General features: G+C 72.0%; 21 protein-coding genes and 1 pseudogene. 7 read left to right on the top strand and 15 right to left on the bottom strand.

The window, feature by feature from the left end; translation table 11 throughout:
• The first annotated feature begins 46 nt into the window (after window positions 1-46).
• Both C0R66_RS05060 and C0R66_RS05055 read left to right on the top strand, forming a co-directional pair.
• Window positions 47-472 carry a cupredoxin domain-containing protein gene (locus tag C0R66_RS05060; RefSeq protein WP_101523782.1) on the top strand — a complete coding sequence of 142 codons (426 nt, stop codon included), beginning with the start codon at window positions 47-49 and terminating at the stop codon, window positions 470-472.
• Between the two features lies 1 nt (window position 473).
• On the top strand, window positions 474-1,796 hold the full coding sequence (locus C0R66_RS05055; RefSeq protein ID WP_101523781.1) for a hypothetical protein: 1,323 nt from the start codon (window positions 474-476) through the stop codon (window positions 1,794-1,796).
• Here C0R66_RS05055 and C0R66_RS05050 read toward each other — a convergent pair.
• Together C0R66_RS05050 and C0R66_RS05045 are read right to left on the bottom strand one after the other, a co-directional pair.
• Entirely contained in the window at window positions 1,759-3,033 is a 1,275-nt protein-coding gene (locus tag C0R66_RS05050; RefSeq protein ID WP_101523780.1) for a CpaE/TadZ family protein, read from the bottom strand. The genes C0R66_RS05055 and C0R66_RS05050 overlap by 38 nt on opposite strands.
• A 1-nt stretch (window position 3,034) precedes the next feature.
• On the bottom strand, window positions 3,035-3,682 hold the full coding sequence (locus C0R66_RS05045) for a hypothetical protein (RefSeq protein WP_101523779.1): 648 nt from the start codon (window positions 3,680-3,682) through the stop codon (window positions 3,035-3,037).
• 101 nt (window positions 3,683-3,783) lie between these two features.
• On the opposite strand from C0R66_RS05045, the gene C0R66_RS05040 reads away from it, so the two are divergent.
• The gene (locus C0R66_RS05040) at window positions 3,784-4,029 is read left to right on the top strand and encodes a helix-turn-helix domain-containing protein (protein ID WP_101523778.1); all 246 of its coding nucleotides are present in this window, start codon (window positions 3,784-3,786) and stop codon (window positions 4,027-4,029) included.
• Between the two features lie 6 nt (window positions 4,030-4,035).
• Here C0R66_RS05040 and C0R66_RS05035 read toward each other — a convergent pair whose 3' ends face one another.
• From C0R66_RS05035 to sigE, 3 genes are all read right to left on the bottom strand, one after another.
• On the bottom strand, window positions 4,036-5,358 hold the full coding sequence (locus tag C0R66_RS05035; protein ID WP_101523777.1) for a S1C family serine protease: 1,323 nt from the start codon (window positions 5,356-5,358) through the stop codon (window positions 4,036-4,038).
• A gap of 143 nt (window positions 5,359-5,501) precedes the next feature.
• On the bottom strand, window positions 5,502-5,966 hold the full coding sequence (locus C0R66_RS05030) for an anti-sigma factor (RefSeq protein WP_158647901.1): 465 nt from the start codon (window positions 5,964-5,966) through the stop codon (window positions 5,502-5,504).
• A gap of 20 nt (window positions 5,967-5,986) precedes the next feature.
• A complete protein-coding gene (gene sigE / locus C0R66_RS05025; RefSeq protein ID WP_241901582.1) occupies window positions 5,987-6,583 on the bottom strand; it encodes an RNA polymerase sigma factor SigE in 597 nt (198 codons plus the stop codon).
• Between the two features lie 364 nt (window positions 6,584-6,947).
• On the opposite strand from sigE, the pseudogene C0R66_RS20385 reads away from it, so the two are divergent.
• Window positions 6,948-7,097: pseudogene (locus C0R66_RS20385) on the top strand (O-methyltransferase); the annotation flags it as partial.
• A gap of 101 nt (window positions 7,098-7,198) precedes the next feature.
• A complete protein-coding gene (locus tag C0R66_RS20380; protein ID WP_479684919.1) occupies window positions 7,199-7,495 on the top strand; it encodes an O-methyltransferase in 297 nt (98 codons plus the stop codon).
• A 7-nt stretch (window positions 7,496-7,502) separates the two neighbouring features.
• Here the strand turns inward: C0R66_RS20380 and C0R66_RS05015 are convergent, their stop codons facing one another.
• Genes C0R66_RS05015 through C0R66_RS05005 form a run of 3 tightly spaced genes read right to left on the bottom strand, consistent with a single transcriptional unit; the run spans window position 7,503 to window position 9,606 of the window.
• Window positions 7,503-7,853 (bottom strand): hypothetical protein, encoded by a 351-nt coding sequence (locus C0R66_RS05015; RefSeq protein WP_101523774.1) that lies wholly within the window; start codon window positions 7,851-7,853, stop codon window positions 7,503-7,505.
• Window positions 7,850-9,436, bottom strand: a complete 1,587-nt coding sequence (locus tag C0R66_RS05010) for a leucyl aminopeptidase (RefSeq protein WP_241901581.1) — start codon at window positions 9,434-9,436, stop codon at window positions 7,850-7,852. The genes C0R66_RS05015 and C0R66_RS05010 overlap by 4 nt, the downstream gene beginning before the upstream one ends.
• A 2-nt stretch (window positions 9,437-9,438) precedes the next feature.
• Complete coding sequence (locus tag C0R66_RS05005) at window positions 9,439-9,606, bottom strand: DUF3117 domain-containing protein (protein WP_082587569.1); 168 nt, start codon at window positions 9,604-9,606, stop codon at window positions 9,439-9,441.
• A gap of 152 nt (window positions 9,607-9,758) precedes the next feature.
• Between C0R66_RS05005 and C0R66_RS05000 the strand changes: the two genes are divergently transcribed.
• Both C0R66_RS05000 and C0R66_RS04995 read left to right on the top strand, forming a co-directional pair.
• A complete protein-coding gene (locus tag C0R66_RS05000; protein WP_101523772.1) occupies window positions 9,759-10,544 on the top strand; it encodes a PaaX family transcriptional regulator in 786 nt (261 codons plus the stop codon).
• A 69-nt stretch (window positions 10,545-10,613) separates the two neighbouring features.
• The gene (locus C0R66_RS04995) at window positions 10,614-11,405 is read left to right on the top strand and encodes an enoyl-CoA hydratase/isomerase family protein (RefSeq protein ID WP_101526051.1); all 792 of its coding nucleotides are present in this window, start codon (window positions 10,614-10,616) and stop codon (window positions 11,403-11,405) included.
• A 20-nt stretch (window positions 11,406-11,425) separates the two neighbouring features.
• Here the strand turns inward: C0R66_RS04995 and C0R66_RS04990 are convergent, their stop codons facing one another.
• The 7 genes from C0R66_RS04990 to C0R66_RS04960 all read right to left on the bottom strand — a co-directional run bounded on the left by C0R66_RS04990 (window position 11,426) and on the right by C0R66_RS04960 (window position 18,503).
• Window positions 11,426-11,848, bottom strand: coding sequence for a hypothetical protein (locus tag C0R66_RS04990; protein ID WP_101523771.1), 423 nt, complete (start codon window positions 11,846-11,848; stop codon window positions 11,426-11,428).
• A 51-nt stretch (window positions 11,849-11,899) separates the two neighbouring features.
• Window positions 11,900-12,205: a DivIVA domain-containing protein gene (locus tag C0R66_RS04985; protein WP_241901580.1), complete on the bottom strand. Its 306-nt coding sequence runs from the start codon at window positions 12,203-12,205 to the stop codon at window positions 11,900-11,902.
• A 49-nt stretch (window positions 12,206-12,254) separates the two neighbouring features.
• Window positions 12,255-13,010, bottom strand: coding sequence for an LOG family protein (locus tag C0R66_RS04980; RefSeq protein ID WP_101523770.1), 756 nt, complete (start codon window positions 13,008-13,010; stop codon window positions 12,255-12,257).
• A complete protein-coding gene (dapE, locus tag C0R66_RS04975) occupies window positions 13,007-14,086 on the bottom strand; it encodes a succinyl-diaminopimelate desuccinylase (protein ID WP_101523769.1) in 1,080 nt (359 codons plus the stop codon). Before dapE ends, C0R66_RS04980 begins: the two co-directional genes overlap by 4 nt.
• 30 nt (window positions 14,087-14,116) lie before the next feature.
• Window positions 14,117-17,350, bottom strand: coding sequence for an isoleucine--tRNA ligase (gene ileS, locus C0R66_RS04970; protein ID WP_101526049.1), 3,234 nt, complete (start codon window positions 17,348-17,350; stop codon window positions 14,117-14,119).
• A 320-nt stretch (window positions 17,351-17,670) separates the two neighbouring features.
• Window positions 17,671-18,096 (bottom strand): hypothetical protein, encoded by a 426-nt coding sequence (locus C0R66_RS04965; RefSeq protein ID WP_101523768.1) that lies wholly within the window; start codon window positions 18,094-18,096, stop codon window positions 17,671-17,673.
• The gene (locus C0R66_RS04960) at window positions 18,090-18,503 is read right to left on the bottom strand and encodes a hypothetical protein (RefSeq protein ID WP_101523767.1); all 414 of its coding nucleotides are present in this window, start codon (window positions 18,501-18,503) and stop codon (window positions 18,090-18,092) included. The genes C0R66_RS04965 and C0R66_RS04960 overlap by 7 nt, the downstream gene beginning before the upstream one ends.
• Window positions 18,504-18,535: the final 32 nt, after the last annotated feature.

The following is an 18,535-nucleotide window of genomic DNA, read 5'->3' as shown; positions in this document are numbered from 1 at the left end:
ATGGGAGTCTGACAGAAACCAACACATCCGAGGAGTGAAGACCACGATGCCTCTCCCGTCCCGATCTCGCCTGCGCCTCGCCACCGGGCTCGCGCTGTCCTGCCTGGTGCTGGGAACCCTCGCATCCTGCGGTGACGACGTCGACACCACCCCGGGTTCGGAGGGCGGGTCCACCTCGACCCCCACCTCGTCCCAGACCCAGGAGCAGGAGCCGGCCCCCATCGAGATCACCCTCGAGCAGGACTCGTTCGAGCCCAAGGGCGAGCGGATCGAGGTCGCGGCAGGCGAGCCGGTGAAGATCGTCATCACCGCGGACCGCGCCGGCGAGCTGCACGTGCACTCCACCCCGGAGCAGGAGATCGAGTTCACCGCCGGCGTCACCGAGCACGAGGTCACCATCGACCAGCCCGGCGTGGTCGAGGTTGAGTCCCACGACCCGGCGCTGGTGGTGCTCCAGCTCGAAGTGCGCTGACATGGGGCCCGACCTCTGGGCACACGGCCTGGGAGGGGCCAAGGACCTCCCGATCTCCCGCGAGCTGGCGGTGGCGGGCGCGGTCGCCGCGCTCGTCATCTCCTTCACCGTCCTGGCGGTGGCGTGGCGTTCCCCGCGCTACGACGCGGCGAGCTCGGGCCGGCCGGCACCCGCCTGGTTGCAGTCCCTCGTGGCCGCGCCGGCGTACCGGTGGGCCGCCAAGGTCCTCGGCCTGCTGCTGCTCGGCTACGCGGCCGTAGCCGCGGTCCTCGGGCAGGACCTGGTGATCAACCCGATCTTCGGCATGTTCTACGTGCTGGTCTGGGTGGGCCTGGTGCCGCTGAGCCTGCTGCTGGGTCCGGTGTGGCGTGCGGTGAGCCCCCTGCGCACCATCGTGGAGCTCATCGCCCGGGCCACCGGCTCGGACCCTGCGCGGGGCATCTACGACTACCCCGCGCGGCTGGGCTACTGGCCCGCGGCGCTGGGCCTGTACGCCTTCGTCTGGCTCGAGCTGGTGAATCCGCACTCCACCGAGCTCGGCACCCTGAGGCTGTGGCTGGCGGTCTACCTGGCGGTGATGGTGGCCGGGGGCACGCTCTTCGGCACCCGCTTCCTGGCCCGTGCCGATCCGTTCGAGGTCTACTCCACCCTGGTGGCGCACCTGTCGGTGTGGGGTCGCCGCGGCGACGTCCTGGTGCTGCGCTCGCCGTTGGCCAACCTGGACTCGGTGGTGGCGCGGCCCGGGCTGGTCGGGGTGGTCGGGGTGCTCTTCGGCTCCACCGCCTTCGACTCCTTCCGCGAGTCCCCGATGTGGCTGCGCCACGTGCAGGGGTCGGAGATCAGCGGCACGGTGTGGAACAACCTGGCCCTGCTGGCCTTCTGCGCCGGGGTGACGGCGGTCCTGGTGGTGGCGACCATGGCCACCGGCGTGGGCTCCGGCACCGCACGATCCGCGCTCCCGGACCTCTTCGCACACTCGATGGTGCCGATCATCGTGGGCTACATCGTGGCGCACTACCTGTCCTACCTGGTGGAGTACGGCCAGACGACGCTGATCCAGATGAGCGACCCGCTGTCGCGGGGGGACAACTGGCTGGGGACGGCCGACTGGTCGGTGAACTACTGGCTCTCCTACCACCCGACCCTGCTGGCCAACATCAAGGTGGCAGGCGTGGTGATCGGCCACATCCTGGGCGTGGTGGCCGCTCACGACCGCGCCATCCGGCTGCTGCCGGCGCGGCACCAGCTCACCGGCCAGCTGCCGCTCCTGTTCGCCATGGTGGCGTTCACCGCGGGCGGGCTGTACCTGCTCTTCGCTTCCTGACCCGGCCCGGGAGGCGCCCCCGCGGACCTTTCGGACGGGCCCCGTAGCTGGCCGGGTGGACTGCGTCCACCACGGAGGCGATGCCGCGGGAGAGCGGGGAGTCCCCGTCCTCGCCGACCGCGCGGCCCGCCACCAGGGCACGGTCGGCAGCGGCCTGGTCCTCGGGCAGGAAGTGCAGGCCGGCGACCAGGGCGAAGCCCTCCACCATCGCGGCGACGTCCGGCTGCGACCACCCCAGCGACGAACGCATCCGGTTGACCACCACCCGCACCGGCACCTCCCCGAGCACCTCGCGCAGGTCGACCAGGCCGCGGGCCAGCCGCGCCAGGCCGACCGGGTCCGCGGAGCCGACCACCACGATGTCGTCGGCGGCCTCCAGCGCCTCCAGGGTCAAGGCGTGCGGGGCGCCCGTGCCTCGGTCCCAGGTGTCGTCACCGAGGTCGGACCCGGCATCGACGACGACCTCCCAGCTCGCCCGGGCCTCCTCGAGCACCTCGCCGAGGGCTCCGGGTCGGACCTCGACCCACCGGTCGGCGCGAGGCAGGCCGGTCAGCACGCCCAGCTTCGGGGTCACCGCACGGCACGCCGAGGGGAGCCGCTCGGGCAGGGAGCCGGACGCGGCGAGCCTCGAGGCGGCCAGCACCCCGGAGACCTGGTCCAGCACTCCGAGGTGCTGCGCCACCGCGGCAGCGCGCGGGTCGGCGTCCACCAGGAGGGTCATGGTGTCGCGGCGAGCCAGCTCGGCGGCGAAGGCGGTGGCCAGGGTGGTCCGGCCCGGAGACCCGGCCGGCCCCCACACCGTCACCACCTTGTGCGGGTCACCGCTCTGGGCGGGCCGCTCGTGGAGGCCGGTCCCGGGGTCGGAGCGCGGTCGGGTGTCGGCGACTCCCTCCACCGTGCTCACCACGTCCGGCAGGGACTCCAGCTGGTCGCTGGTCACCACGGTCCGCACGTCGAGCCGCGCCAGGCGCACCGCGAGGTCCTCCCCGCCGCCGCTCGCGGCGACGGCGACGGGCCGTACGTCGTGGCGCCGCAGATGGGCGACGGCCTCCGCGTCCAGGCCCGGGGCCCGCAGCGAGACCACGGCCACGTCGGCCTGCCCACTGGCCGCGGTGGCCATCAGGTCGTCGACGTCGACGCAGCGCTTGAGCACCACGATGCCGGGCCGGGTCCCCAGCTGTGCCAGCGCCGGGGACTCCCAGGCGGCGCCGGAGGCCAGCAGCAGGACGCAGATCATCTCAGCCGCGCCCGACGAGCATCAGGCGGTCGGTGCCGCTGGCGGTGAGCACCCGGGCCAGGTCCACGCCCTCGTCGGTCACGCCGAGGACCAGCTGCCGCTGGCCCTCGGCACCGAACCCGCTGCTGGCCCGGGGCGCCTCCACCACCGTCACCTCGCTCACCGCGAGCCGGGCCCGGGCGTTCTCCGCCCCCGGACGCGGGGCGAGCCAGACGTCGACCACCGAGCCGCTGCGCACCGACGGGGGCACCTGGGCCGACGGCACGGAGACCGACACGTGGGCCATGTCCGAGCTGGGGGCTCCGAGCACGGCGCGCGGCACCATCTCCCCCACCCCGATGCCGCGCAGCAGGTAGCGGTCGGCGGGCAGCTCGTCGTCGACGCCGAAGTAGGCGCGGGCGTCCGCCGGCTGGGCGAACCTGACCCGGGTGACCTCCAGGTCCGAGGGCTCCAGGACGTCGCCGGGCGCCAGCTCGCGGGAGACCGACCACATCGCCACCGACTCGTCCGCACCCCCGACCACCCTGGCCCCGACCACCACCGAGACCGCCACCAGCGCCACCCCGATCCAGAGTCGGGGGTCACGCCAGCCGGGCGTGGTCGCGCGCAGCGCGGGCGGAGCGTCGAGGTTCCCCGAAGAGTTCAGCACGGCCCTCATCCTCGCGGTTGCCGCGCGGGGCTCCCCCAGTTGTCCACAGGAAGACCACGGGGGGTCGGCACCGGTGTGGACGCGGCTGGCACCATGGGGCAATGCCCGGCACCCCACGCTTCCTCACCCTTGCCGACGTCGCGGAGGTGCTCAACACCTCCAGCGCCCAGGTCTACGCCCTGGTCCGACGAGGCGAGCTCCCCGCGATCAAGATCGGCGGCCGGGGGCAGTGGCGGGTGGAGTCGGAGCAGCTCGAGGCCTTCATCGCCCAGATGTACACCGAGACGCGTCAGTTCGTCGACGAGCACCCGTTCGTGGAGGCCGACGCCCGCGGCTCTGAGGACTGAGCCGGCTCAGCCGACCTCGGAGTCCAGGGTGATCTTGACCTTGCTCTCCTTGCCGCCGCGGACCACGGTGAACTCCAGGGTCTCGCCCGGCTGGTGGGTGCGGATCGAGACGATCAGCGAGATCCCGTCCGTGACCCGCTGACCGTTGACCGCGACCACCAGGTCGTCGCTGCGCAGCCCTGCGTCCTCGGCCGGGGTGTCCTCGCGCACCTCGTCGATGCGAGCGCCCTGGAACTCCCTGGACTCGCCGGTCTGGACGGTGGCTCCGATCACCGGGTAGCGCGCCTCGCCGGTGCTGAGGATCTGCTGGGCGGTGGTCTCGACCTGCTCGATCGGGATGGCGAAGCCGACCCCGATGTTGCCGGCCTCCTGCATGAACCCACCGGTGGTGGCGATGGCGGAGTTCACGCCCACGACCTGGCCGGCGAGGTTGACCAGAGGTCCGCCGGAGTTGCCCGGGTTGATGGCCGCGTCGGTCTGCACCGCGTTGATGAACGACGAGGTGTCATCGGTCTCACCGGTGGTGACGGGACGGTTCAGGGCACTGACGATCCCCGACGTCACGGTCTGGCTGAGCCCCAGCGGTGCGCCGAACGCGACCACCGGCTCCCCCACCCTCAGCCCGGCGGAGGACCCCAGGCTGGCGGGCCGCAGCGACGAGCTCGCCTCGACCTTGAGGACGGCGAGGTCGTAGACGCTGCTGCGTCCGACCACGGTGGCGGTGTGCGTGGTGCCCTCGGAGTCGACCACGTCGATGGTGCCGTCGTCGGCGGCGTCGGCCACCACGTGGTTGTTGGTGATCACGTGACCCTCGGTGTCCAGCACGAAGCCGGACCCGGTGGCTCCGCTGTCCGACCCGTCGAACCCGGCGAGGATCTGCACGGTGCTGGGCAGGAGCTCCTCGGCGACCGCGGAGACCGACTGGTTCGAAGCGGAGATCGGCGGAGCGGTCCGGGTGGTCGAGGGACTCAGTCCGCGGGAGACGGCGGGGTCCTCGCTCGACTCGTAGAGCGCCGCACCCATCGCACCGCCCACCAGCCCGACCACCAGCGCCAGCGCAGCGATCGCGGGCCACGTCCACGCGGGCAGTCGCCGGCCCGGCTGGACCGGCGCCGGGTCCCAGGCCGAGGGTTCGGCCGGCCCGGCGCCGAACGGCACCGGGCCGAAGGGCAGCGGGCGGGTCGCCTCCCGCTCGGGCCCAGAATCACCGGTCCAGGCCGGCGCCGACTGCTGGCCGGCAGCACCGGGGGCGGCAGACCCGGACTGCTCGAAGACCGGCGCGGGGTCCTGAGCAGCGCCGTACGGCTGGGTGTCAGCCAGCGGATCCACCCGCGACTCTGCTTGCGGATCTGCTTGCGACTCTGCTCGCGTGTCTGCTTGCGGATCTGCCGGGTGCCCGGGCTGCGGGTACGGCGGCAGCGCCCCGTCGGCCCCGTGGTCGGCCTCGGTCGGCCCCGGGGGCTCCTGATCGTTCACGGACCCATCTTCTCCCGCCGCAGCCCCAGACGGTTCGTCGGGCTCTCCCGCGACGCCTGGTCCACGCTGGGGGTCGGCCGGACCAGGCTGGTGGCCGGCGCGCGACGCTCCGCCGGCGGGGTGTTGGCCGGGGCAGCACCCAGAGCGAGCACGCCCACCACCGAGACGCCGACCGCGCCGGCGCCCAGGGCCACCAGCGAGCGGGTGCGGGACCTGGCGTCAGCGGAGCCCGCGGCACCGGCCGCGCCGAACGCCTCCGGGGACAGCGTCAGCAGGTGCTGGGTCAGGTTCTGCTTGAGCGAGAGGGGCGCGGTGGCGGCGTCGTGGCCCAGCTCTGCGAGCCGGGTCTTCACCCAGCCCTCGCGCTCCACCAGGTCACGGCAGGGGTGGCACACGTGCACGTGCTCCCAGGCCCGCTCCTCCTCCGCAGCCGGCAGACGGCCGTCCAGCAGTGCGCTCACCCGGGCTCCGAGGTGGCCGATCACTGGTGGCCCCCCAGAGCGGGGAGCGCCTCGCTGGTCGGCCCGGCGTAGCGCTCACGTCCGTCGCTCGGGGCGCGGTGTGCCAGCGCGGTGCGCAGCATGCCCCGGCCCCGGTGGATCCGGGAGCGCACGGTGCCCAGCTTGGCGTCGAGGATCTCCGCGATCTCCTCGTAGCTGAGGCCCTCCACGTCGCAGAGCACCACCGCGGCCCGGAAGTCGGGGGGCAGCGTGGCCAAGGCCCGCTCCACGTCGTCGTCGAACGTCTGGTCGGCGTACGCCGCGTCCGGGGTCGCCTCGGAGCTGGTCAGCCGGCTCGCCCGCTCGTCGGAGAGGGCGTCGAACCGGATCCGCTGCCGGCGTCGGGCGGAGTCGAGGAACAGGTTGGTGGTGATCCGGTGCAGCCAGCCCTCGAACGTGCCGGGGGTGTAGGAGTCCAGGGAGCGGAAGACCCGGACGAAGACCTCCTGGGTGAGGTCCTCGGCGTCGTGCCGGTTGCCGGTCAGCCGGTAGGCCAGGCGGAAGACCCGGTCGGAGTGACGGGTGACCACCTCGTCCCAGGTGGGGACCTCCGACGTCTGCTGCGTCGTGTCCGTCACGGGGGCCTCCTGATGGGTGCGGAACGGTGCGCCGAACACATGCTCTCCAACGTGTCGTGCACCGGGGGGAGGCCCGACGCTATCGAGTGGGACTGAGAGAAGGCTGTGAGCGAGCCGTGAAGTCCGCTCGAGACGAGAACGATCCGGACCCCCACGGTGTTCCCGGAGCCCCGAACTCTCATTCGCGGTAGAGTCCGCAGACATCTCGCGCCTGCCGCGAGGGAGTTCCCGACACCCCTCAGGACCGACCCAGGAGGTCACCATCACCACCCCGATCAAGCCTGCGAGCTGGACCTACGCCGAGCAGTTCGTCGCCGAGGACGACGTCCTCGCCGCTGCCCGGTCCCGCGCCGAGGAGGTCGGGGTGACCTCGATCGGCGCCGGCGGCGGAGCCGCCCTGCGCTTCCTGGCCGCCGTGCTGGAGGCCCGCACCGTGGTCGAGATCGGCACCGGCACCGGCGTCTCAGGCCTGTGGCTGCTGCGCGGGATGCGCCCGGACGGCGTGCTGACCACCGTCGACATCGAGGCGGAGCACCAGCGCCTGGCCAAGGAGACCTTCGCCGAGGCCGGCATCCCCCGCAGCGCGCCCGCACCATCAGCGGCGCCGCCCTCGACGTGCTGCCGCGCCTCACCGACGGCCACTACGACCTGGTGTTCTGCGACGGGGACAAGCACGAGTACTCCGCCTACCTCAAGGAGGCCCTGCGCCTGCTGCGGCCCGGCGGCGTGGTGGCGTTCGACAACGCCCTGTGGCACGACAAGGTCGCGGATCCGGCCCAGCGCGACGAGCAGACCGTGGCGATCCGCGAGCTGCTGCGCCAGATCAGCGAGCACGAGTCGCTGGTCCCGGCCCTGCTGCCCGTGGGTGACGGCCTGCTGGTCGCCAAGAAGGAGTGGGCCGGGGAGTCCTGAGCCCCTCTCAGTTCTCCACGGTGGCTCGTGGCGCGGCCTGGAAGCCTTCCCAGCCCTCGGCCACGGCGACGACGTCGCACGGCTCGATGAGCACCGGGGGCGAGCCGACGATCCGGGACACCGGCGATGCTGCGGCACCGGCGCGAAAGCTCGCCTCGAACTCTTCGCGGTCCTCCGGGCTCGCGAACACGTAGCTGCCCTCGAACCACTCGCCGGGCCGCTGCCGCCAGGTCTTGAACCGCAGCCCGGCCATCCCCGAGAACTTGGGGTACGACGTCTCCGCGACGTAGTCGGCCAGCTGGTCCTCGACCCCGGGCGCTGCGTCCACCAGCGACCAGCGGACGCTGAGTCCCCTCACCGGACTCCCTCGAGCGGCGCCTGGGAGCCGAGCCAGGTCAGCAGCAGCCGAGCCCCGAAGCCGGTGGGGCCGGTCGTCCACTCGTAGCGCTCGGCCGGAGCGTCCCCGACCGAGGCGACGTCCAGGTGGGCCCAGGGCACGTCCTGGGCGAAGTGCTGGAGGAACAGTGCGGCGGTGATCGCGCCCGGGCCGCCCGCGGCGTTGTCGGCGTCGGCGACCTTGGAGGAGAGCTTCTCCTCGTAGTCGGCCACCAGCGGCATCCGCCACACCTGCTCCCCGGAGAGCCGACCGGCCTCGGCCACCGCGGAGGCCAGGGCCTCGTTGTTGGCGAAGAACCCTCCGGTCTGCTGACCGAGGGCGACCTTCATCGCACCGGTCAAGGTGGCGACGTCGACCAGGGCGTCAGGCGCGAGCTCCGCCACGGCGTACGCCATGGCGTCGGCCAGCACCAGTCGACCCTCGGCGTCGGTGTTGTTCACCTCCGAGGTGCGGCCGCCGTAGTGCACGATCACGTCGCCGGGGCGCATCGCGTTGCCGCTGATCGCATTCTCCGCGCAGGCCACTAGGCCGGTGACCCGCACGGGGCATCCGACGTCGGCGAGCGCGGCCATGGTGGCGAGCACGACGGCGCCTCCGGTCATGTCCCGCTTCATGCTCACCATGCCCTCGGCGGGCTTGATGTCCAGGCCGCCGGAGTCGAAGGTGATGCCCTTGCCGACCAGGACCACGTGCGGCACCGCGGGCGAGCGCTTCCCGCTGCCCCTGCTCTTGCTCTTGCCCGAGGTCGAGTCGGCGGAGGAGTCGGGGTGGTAGTCCAGCCGGATCAGGCGGGGCGGCGTCGCCGAGGCCTTGCCGACGGCGACGATGCCCCCGAAGCCCTGCGCCTCGAGCTGCTTCTCGTCCCAGATCGTCACCTCGAGGTCGGCGGACTCGGCCAGGGACGAGGCCTGGTCGGCCAGCCACGCCGGGTTCTTCAGGTTCGAGGGCACCGTGGCCAGGGTCCGGGCGCGCCAGCCGGCACCGCCCAGCGCCAGCGCCCGGTCCAGCTGGGCCCGGGCACCCCCGGCGTCGCGGTGCCCGGCCAGCACGACCTGGCGCACCGGACGCTGCCGAGGCCCGTCGGAGCGCCAGTGGAAGGTGAACGAGCCCAGCATGGCCCCGACCACGAACGCCTCCACGGCAGCGTCGCCGGCGATGGAGGCGATGGTGGTGGCCACGCTCTCGCGGTCCTTGACCGCTCGCGCCAAGCAGGCGCCGGCGCGGCGGAAGTCGGTGGGCGACTGCTCCCCGACCCCGACCAGCAGCACCAGGCTCACGTCGCCCGAGGCCACCGGCACGGGCGTCACCTCTCCGGTGTGACCGTCGGCCTTGACCGACTCCAGCAGGGCGAGGAGGTCCAGGCCCAGGGCCTCGCCCGCCTCGTCGGCACCGGGACCCAGGCTCAGCTCACCGTCGCCGTCCGCGGGCAGCACCGGGAACGCCCAGCACTCCACTCCCCCGATCTCGTGGGGCGAGTGCTCGCTGAGGGCGAACTCGGGCGGGGATGCCTGGGTCGGCAGCACGGGAGTCTCGAGTGAGGTCACGATCAGCCGACGACGTCCTTGAGCGCGTCACCCAGAGCTCGTGCCTCGTCGGCGTTGAGCTCAACCACGAGCCGGCCGCCGCCCTCGAGGGGAACGCGCATCACGATGCCGCGACCCTCCTTGGTGACCTCCAGCGGTCCGTCGCCCGTCCTCGGCTTCATGGCCGCCATGAGCACACCTCTGCTTCCCTGTTGTTGCGCGGCTCGGTGTGGCCGCAGCGATGCCTTGGCACCTATTATCCCCCATAGCCGTCGTGACCGGCACCACAGGGCCAAGACGGTTGGTGGGACAGGTCGGCTATCAGGCTGCCACACTCAGCCGCATGCATGCACGCTCCGCCCTCTTCGACGTGTACGGCGATCTCCTGCCCGGCCGCGACAACCGGGCCTGCGTCGCTGGTCTGGTCCGGCTGCTCGAGCCCCTGGGGATCAGCGCCCCCGCGGTCCGCACCGCGATCTCACGGATGGTCGCCCAGGGCTGGCTGGAGCCGGTGTCGCTGCCCGGCGGCCGCGGCTACGCGGCCACCGCCCAAGCCGTGCGCCGTCTCGACCAGGCCGCGAGCCGCGTCTACCGACGGCAGGGCGGCGAGTGGGACGGGCGCTGGCAGCTGCTGGTCCTGGAGGCCGCGATGGGCCGCGCACTGCGGTCCCGGGTGCAGCGCGAGCTGGTCTACCTCGGCTACGCCGAGCTGCGACCCGCGGTGTGGGTGAGCCCGTTCGCCCGTCCCGAGCTCGCCGAGGTGCTCCAGCGTTGCGACATCACCGCGGTGGTCGCCGCGGTCGACGACTTCGATCCCCCGTCCGCGCCTCTGGCCGCCTGGGACCTCGCGGGACTCGGCGCGGCGTACGAGAGCTGGCTCGCCCAGGTCGCCGACCAGGTCGCCGAGCACCTGGCGGCGCACGAAGACCCCGACGAGGCGGCGTTCGCGGCGCGCTTCCACCTGGTCCACGAGTGGCGCAAGTTCCTCTTCGCCGACCCGGGGCTCCCGGAGTCGCTGCTCCCCCCGGACTGGCCCGGTCGGGGGGCGTCGGCCTACTTCGCCGAGGAGGCGGCACGGCTTCGCACCGCCGCCGACCGGTTCGTCACCCGCACCCTGGCCCGCGACTGACCCACGGCGGGCTGTGGCCGGGACGATCGAGCGGGCCGGCCACCGCGGTTTCCGGCACACTGGGTGCGCATGACCGCACCTGTGCTGCTCGAGACCTCCGACGGCGTCGCCACCATCACCCTGAACCGACCTGAGGCGATGAACAGCCTCGACGTCGCCACGAAGGAGCTGCTGCTCGAGGTGGTGCTCGACGTCGCCGCCGACGAGCGGGTCCGGTCGGTGCTGCTCACCGGGACCGGCCGGGCCTTCTGCGTGGGCCAGGACCTCAAGGAGCACGTGGAGATCCTGCGCAGCGACGCTCCCGACGCGCTGTTCCGCACCGTGGCCGAGCACTACAACCCGATCGTCACCGCGCTGGCCACGATGCCGAAGCCCGTGCTGGCCGCGGTCAACGGCGTCGCGGCCGGCGCCGGCGCCAGCCTCGCGCTCGCCTGCGACCTGAGGATCCTGGCGGAGCCGGCCGGCTTCAACTTCGCCTTCGCCGGCATCGGGCTCTCCTGCGACACCGGGACGAGCTGGACCCTGCCTCGGCTCGTGGGCCGGGAGAAGGCCCTGGAGCTGCTCTACCTCCCCAGCACCGTGGGGGCGCAGGAGGCCGTCGCGATCGGACTTGCGGGACGAGTGGTGCCGGCGGAGGAGCTGATGGGGCTCTCGTACCAGGTGGCCCTGCGACTGGCCCAAGGCCCGACGGTGGCGCTCGCGGCCATCCGGTCCGCGGTGAGCTACGCGGCCGAGCACTCGTTTGCCGAGTCCTTGGCGCACGAGTCGACGTTGATGACCCGCACGGGCCTCACCACCGACCACCGGCAGGCGGTCGAGGCGTTCCTGGCCAAGACCTGGCCCGTCTTCGAGGGCCGCTGATCACGACCCGCGGCGCTGCCTCAGACGACCCCGGTGGCGAACGCGTAGGTGAAGACCAGCACGCCGATGGCGAGACCGCCCTGGGCCAGGATGGAGAGACCGGGGCCCTCGCTCCAGGTGTCCTCCTCGACGTTGGTCGCGTGACGACCGTGCGAGGGGAGCCACCGCAGGAGCAGCACCAGACCGGCGATGGCTGCGCACCACCACAGGGCGAGCGCGGCGATGCCGACGGTGTCCTCGTGGAGGCGGGAGTCCTCGGGGGAGAACACGAAGGCGCACCAGCCGATGAAGGCCAGCAGCCCCGCGGCCGTGTGCACGTTGAGCGCGGGCTTGTTGACCTTCATGGGGCCTTCGGTCTCGTCCTTGCCCAGGCGCACGCGCGTGAGGAGGATGACTACGAGGGCGAGGGCCGTCAGGACCCAGACGATGATTTCAGTCGACACGCAGGGAAGTGTGCCCCAGCGTCTGTGGTGCCCGCCACGTTATGGCGAGATTCAGGCCGAGTCGTTGTCTGATTGTGCCGAAACCGGATGCTGCGACTGCTCCAGCTGGCCGGCCAGGCGGTCCAGCAGCGCGTCGACGTCGCGCATCCGGTAGCCGCGCACCGCCAGCGGGAAGCGCACCTGACGCAGCTCGGCGGCGCCGAGCGGGCCCTCGGGCAGGTCCTCCAGGCCGCTGACCCGCTCCACCGCAGGCAGCGTGCCCGCGCCGCCGGCGGCGGCGGCGGCCACCCCACCGAGCACCAGCACCACCAGGATCGCGAACAACCACATCATCGTCTGGCCCCGTTCCTCGAGCACGTCGTCGTTCCGGTCATCGTCGTTCCGGTCATCGTCATTCCGGTCGTCGTCATTCCGGTAGCTCCGGATCGGGCGTCCGGTAGCGGCCCTCGCGAGCCTGCACCATCAAGGACACGGCCTCGTCGACGTCGTCGGTCAGCGTGATCATGTCCAGGTCCGCGGCGTTGATCTTGCCTTCGGCGAGCACCGTGTCCCGCATCCAGTCAAGCAGCCCCGACCAGTAGTCCACACCCATCAGGACCACGGGGAAGGAGGTCACCTTCTGCGTCTGCACCAGGGTCAACGCCTCGAAGAGCTCGTCGAAGGTGCCCATCCCCCCGGGCAGCACCACGAAGCCCTGGGAGTACTTGACGAACATCATCTTGCGGGCGAAGAAGTAGCGGAAGTTGATCCCCATGTCGACCCAGCGGTTCAGCCCGGCCTCGAAGGGCAGCTCGATGCCCAGTCCCACGCTGACGCCGCCACCCTCGCTGGCGCCCTTGTTCGCCCCCTCCATGGCACCCGGCCCGCCCCCGGTGATCACCGCGAAGCCGGCATCCACCAGCGCGCCCCCGACCCGCTCGGCCAGTGCGTAGAAGCGGTGGTCGACCTGGGTCCTGGCCGAGCCGAAGACCGCGATCGCCGGGCCCAGCTCCGCCAGGGCGTTGAAGCCCTCCACGAACTCGGCCTGGATCTTCATCACCCGCCACGGGTCGGTGTGCACCCAGTCCGAGGGGCCGCGGGAGTCCAGTAGCCGCTGGTCGGTGGTGCTGGTGTCCACCTGTCCCCGGCGGACCACCACCGGGCCCTTGACCTGGTCCTTCATGACTCGTCCGTCAGCCACACCCGCAGCTGCTGCTCACAGCGCACAATGTCGGCCACCGGCACCTGCTCGTCCTGCTTGTGCGCGAACAGCGGGTCGCCGGGTCCGTAGTTGACCGCCGGGATGCCCAGCTTGGAGAACTGCGCGACGTCGGTCCAGCCGAACTTGGGCGCGGCCTGGCCACCCACCACGTCCAGGAACGCCTTCGCGGCCGGGAGCTGCAGGCCGGGCATGGCTCCGGGAGCCAGGTCGGTGATCTGCAGGTCGAACCCGTCGAAGAACTCCCGCACGAACGCCTCGGCCTGCTCGGTGGAGCGGTCGGGGGCGAAGCGGAAGTTCACCTCCACCACGCACTCGTCCGGGACCACGTTGCCCGCGACGCCGCCGCGGATGCCCACGGCGTTGAGGCCCTCGTGGTAGGTCAGCCCGTCGATCTCCGGGGTGCGGGCCTGGTAGCCGCGCAGCCGGTTGAGGATCTCTCCCGCGCCGTGGATGGCGTTGACCCCCTTCCAGCTGCGCGCGGAGTGGGCGCGCTCCCCGGTGGTGCGGACCTCCGCCCGCAGGGTGCCCTGGCAGCCGGCCTCGACACCGGCGTTGGAGGGCTCCATCAGGATCGCGAAGTCCCCGGTCACCAGCTCCGGGTCGCTCTCGGTGAGCAGGCGCAGGCCGTTGTAGGCCGAGTCGACCTCCTCGGCCTCGTAGAAGATGAAGGTGAGGTCGCGGTTGGGCGCGGGCAGTGTGGCCGCGAGCCGCAGCATCACCGCGTCCCCGCCCTTCATGTCGCAGGTGCCGAGCCCGTGCAGCACGTCGCCCTCGCGGCGGGCCGGGAGGTTGTCGTTGAGCGGAACCGTGTCCAGGTGCCCGGCGATGACCACCCGCTCGGCCCGCCCGAAGTCCGTGCGGGCCACCACCGTGTTGCCGCGGCGTACGACGTCCAGGTGCGGCAGCGGGCGCAGCGCGGCCTCGACCGCGTCGGCGATCTCCTGCTCGTGGTGGCTCACCGACTCGATGTTGACCAGCTGCTCGGTGAGCGTCACCACGTCCGCGCTCAGGTCCAGGATCGGGTCCAGTCTCGACATGGGCCCATCCAACCAGAACCCGCCACGCCCTCAGCCCCGGTCCGGCGCCACCTGGACCGAGACGTCGTCGGCCGTGCCGGCGTAGACGATCTCGGTGGTCAGGGTCTCGGCCAGCACCAGCTCCTGGTGGGCGCGGGCGGCGTCCAGCACCGGTTGCGGGGCGGCGAGGGTCAGCGTGATCCGGTCCGAGACGTCCAGTCCGGCGTCCCGACGCGCCTGCTGCACCGAGCGCACCAGGTCGCGCGCCAGCCCCTCGGCCTCGAGCTCGGGGGTGAGGGTGGTGTCGAGCACCACGAAGCCGCCGCGCGGCAGCATGCCGGTGGCGGTGCCGCCGTCGCCGTCCCCGGCCACGGTCTCCAGGGTGTACTCCCCCTCGACCAGCGCGAGGCCGCCCGAGGTGACCGTGCCGTCCTCTGCCACCGACCAGTCGCCGGACTTGGAGCCCTTGATCGCCAGCTGCACGTCCCGGCCCAGGCGGGGACCGGCGGCGCGCGCGTTGACCGTCAGCTTGCGCTGCACGGCGTACGCCGCCGCGGCGGGGTCGTCACCGGCCACCACGCGGACCGCCTTCAGGTTGAGCTCGTCGGCGATCAGCGACTCGAAGCCGGCCACCGACGGGCCGTCGGAGACGACCGTGAGCGAGGACAGCGGGAGCCGGTTGCGCAGGCTGTTGGCCTTGCGCAGCGCCGAGCCCGCCGAGCAGACGTCGCGGACCGCGTCCATGGACTCGACCAGCGCGTCGTCGGCCGGCAGCTCCTCGGGCGTGGGCCAGTCGGTCAGGTGCACCGAGCGGCCGCCGGTCAGGCCCCGCCAGATCTCCTCGGTCACCAGGGGCAGCAGCGGCGCGGCCGTCCGGCAGACCACCTCCAGCACCGTGTAGAGGGTGTCGAACGCGGACTGCGTGGACTCGTCCACGACGCCCTCGCTGGCCCAGAAGCGCTCACGGGACCGGCGGATGTACCAGTTGGTGAGCACGTCGAGGAAGGTGCGCATCGAGTCGCAGGCGCCGGCGATGTCCATCGCCTCGTGCTGCCGGGTGCTGTCGGAGACGAACCGCGCGGCCTTGGCGAGCAGGTAGCGGTCCAGCGGGTCGGCGGAGTCGGTGGAACGACGCGCCTGCACCCCGGCAGCGTTGGCGTAGAGGGTGAAGAAGTACCAGCTGTTCCACAGCGGGATCATCACCTGGCGCACCGAGTCCCGGATGCCCTGCTCGGTGACGACCAGGTTGCCCCCGCGCAGGATCGGCGAGCTCATCAGGAACCAGCGCATCGCGTCCGCGCCGTCGCGGTCGAAGACCTCCGAGACGTCGGGGTAGTTGCGCAGCGACTTGCTCATCTTGTTGCCGTCCGAGCCCAGCACGATGCCGTGGCTGATGGCGGCCTTGAACGCCGGCCGGTCGAAGAGCGCGGTGGCCAGCACGTGCAGGGTGTAGAACCACCCGCGGGTCTGGCCGATGTACTCGACGATGAAGTCGCCCGGGAAGTGGTGCTCGAACCAGTCGGTGTTCTCGAACGGGTAGTGCACCTGGGCGAACGACATCGAGCCGGAGTCGAACCACACGTCCAGCACGTCCTCGACGCGGCGCATCGTGGACTTCCCCGTCGGGTCGTCGGGGTTGGGCCGGGTCAGCTGGTCGACGTAGGGGCGGTGCAGGTCGGTGACCTCGACGCCGAAGTCGCGCTCGAGCTCGGCGAAGCTGCCGTAGACGTCCAGGCGCGGGTACTCCTCGGAGTCGGACTTCCACACCGGCACCGGGGAGCCCCAGAACCGGTTGCGGGTGATCGACCAGTCGCGGGCGTTCTCCAGCCACTTGCCGAACTGGCCGTCCTTGATGTGGCCCGGCACCCAGTCGATCTCCTGGTTGAGCTCGAGCATCCGCTCCTTGATCCGCGTCACCTCCACGAACCAGGAGGAGACGCCCTTGTAGATCAGCGGCTGCCGGCAGCGCCAGCAGTGCGGGTAGCTGTGGTCGTAGGTCTCGCGGCGCAGCAGCACCGTGCCGGGCGTGACCGAGCCGGCCGGCTCGCCCCGGGTGGCGGCCTTGAGGTCGTCGATGATGTGGGGATTGGCGTCGAAGACCTGCATGCCCTCGTACTCGGTCACCGGGAAGGTGAACCGGCCGTCCTTGCCGACCGGCATGACCGCCTCGATGTCCTCGCGGTCTGTGACCACCTTGTCGTCCTCACCGAAGGCGCCGGCGGTGTGCACCAGCCCGGTGCCGTCGGTGGTCGTGACGAACTCGGCGTCCACGACCCGGAAGGCGTTCTCGTGGCCGGCGTAGTAGGAGAACGGCGGCGTGTAGGTGCGGCCCACCAGGTCGGCGCCCTTGAGACGCCGCAGCACCTGGGACTCGATGTCGCCCTCGGGGTCGTCCAGCAGCTCGCGGGAGTACGCCGCCAGCCGCTCGGCGCCGATCACGTAGCGCTCGGGGGTGCCGGTGAAGGAGGAGGTGACGAGCACGTAGTCCAGGTCGGCACCGACCATCACCGCGAGGTTGGCCGGCAGCGTCCAGGGCGTGGTCGTCCACACCAGGGCCAGTGCGCCGGTGAGGTCGTCGCCGGGCTCGCCGTCGAGGCGGTAGCCGACGGTGACCGCCGGGTCCTGGCGGTTCTGGTAGACGTCGTCGTCCATCCGCAGCTCGTGGTTGGACAGCGGGGTCTCGTCGTTCCAGCAGTAGGGCAGCACCCGGAAGCCCTCGTAGACCAGGCCCTTGTCGTGCAGCTGCTTGAACGCCCAGATCACCGACTCCATGTACTCGGGGTTCAGGGTCTTGTAGTCGTTGTCGAAGTCGACCCAGCGCGCCTGGCGGGTCACGTAGGAGCGCCACTCGCCGGTGTACTTCAGCACCGACTCGCGGCAGGCGGCGTTGAACTTCTCCACCCCGAGCTCGTGGATCTCGTCCGTCGTCTTCAGGCCCAGCTGGCGCATCGCCTCGAGCTCGGCGGGCAGTCCGTGGGTGTCCCAGCCGAACCGGCGCTCCACCCGCTTGCCGCGCATGGTCTGGAAGCGCGGGACGACGTCCTTGACGTAGCCGGTGAGCAGATGACCGTAGTGCGGGAGGCCGTTGGCGAACGGCGGGCCGTCGTAGAAGACGAACTCGTTGGCGCCGTCGGTGCCGGGGTCGCGCTGCTGCACCGAGGCGGCGAAGGTGTCGTCGGCGTCCCAGTAGGCCAGCACCCGCTCCTCGATGGTCGGGAACGACGGGGCGCTGGGCACCCGGTCGGTGCCGGAGGTTGAGACCTGGGGGTAGCGGGGGCCGGTCATCGGCATGTCTCCTGCGTCGTTGGCTCGTGGGCTGGTTCACCACGAGGACGACAGGGCTGCCGCGGTACCACCTCGCTTGCCCGTCTCACGACGGACCGCTCCGTTGAGGCTGTGACGGGCCCACCCGTCCGGTTCTACTGGGGTGCCGACCGGGATGTCGGACCTGTTCTTCCAGAAGGCTCGCCGCTGATGACGGCTCAGACGCCTCCCTAGATCGTACGGCGTGGCATCGCGGGCCCGCCAATCGCTTTCAGGCGAGGGGATGCGAGGGCACCGTGCCGGCGCGTCGAACGGTGTCCTGGGTTCCCGCCAGGCGTCGCTCAGGGGCGGGTCTCCGGCTCCACGTGCCGCAGCCAGGCCAGCCCGACGAACGGCAGCACCAGCGGCACGAAGCCGTAGCCCTGGCCGTAGTGGGACCAGACCGTGTCGTCGGCGAACAGGCCAGGATCGAGCACCGTGGCGGTGCCGACCGCGAGCACGCCGACGAGCTCGAAGACGCAGGCCGCCAGCGCCACGTGGAAGGCGCGGCGCCCCGGCCGCCGGAAGGCCAGCGTCGCCACCAGATACACCACCGCGGCGACCGCGGAGAGCAGGTAGGCCACCGGGGCCTGGTCCAGCTTGGTGGCGATCTGGGCGCCGGCGCGGGCGCCCGCGGCGACGGCGAAGACGGCGTACGCGGCGATCAGGACCTGTCCCACCGCCCGCCGGCGGGCGGGGACCGGACGTGGGTCGGGGGTGCTCACCATGTCTGCTGCAGCCGTACGACCAGGACGCACAGGGCGACCGCGGTGACCGCCAGGACGGCCAGGTGCGGGTCCGCGTGCTGGGGCACGTCCTCGACGGGGACTGCCCCGTCCTCCGCCGGGTCCTCCGCCGGGTCCTCCGCCGGGTCCTCCGGCCGACGGCTCAGCAGCACCGCCGGCAGGCCCAGCGCCGCGACGGCGTAGCCGACGTGGGTGACCAGGGAGCCCACCTCGTGCCCCTGCAGCAGGGTGATCAGGTCCAGCACCACCACCACGACGGTCGCGAGCTGACCGACCCGCATCGCGGTGCGGGCCACCGGGGCGAGGGGATCGACGACGATCCCCACCAGGGAGACCACGGCGACGAGGCCGAGATAGGCGGCGACGGCGTAGGTGAGGGCGGGATACACGTACTTGAGGGTATCGACCGTCCCCGTAGAGT

Origin of the sequence: Nocardioides houyundeii (assembly GCF_002865585.1) — a bacterium.
In the GTDB taxonomy this organism is placed as follows: Bacteria; Actinomycetota; Actinomycetes; order Propionibacteriales; family Nocardioidaceae; genus Nocardioides; species Nocardioides houyundeii.
The sequence above is the reverse complement of the archived record's forward strand: the minus strand, read 5'-3'. Positions and strand labels throughout refer to the sequence as shown.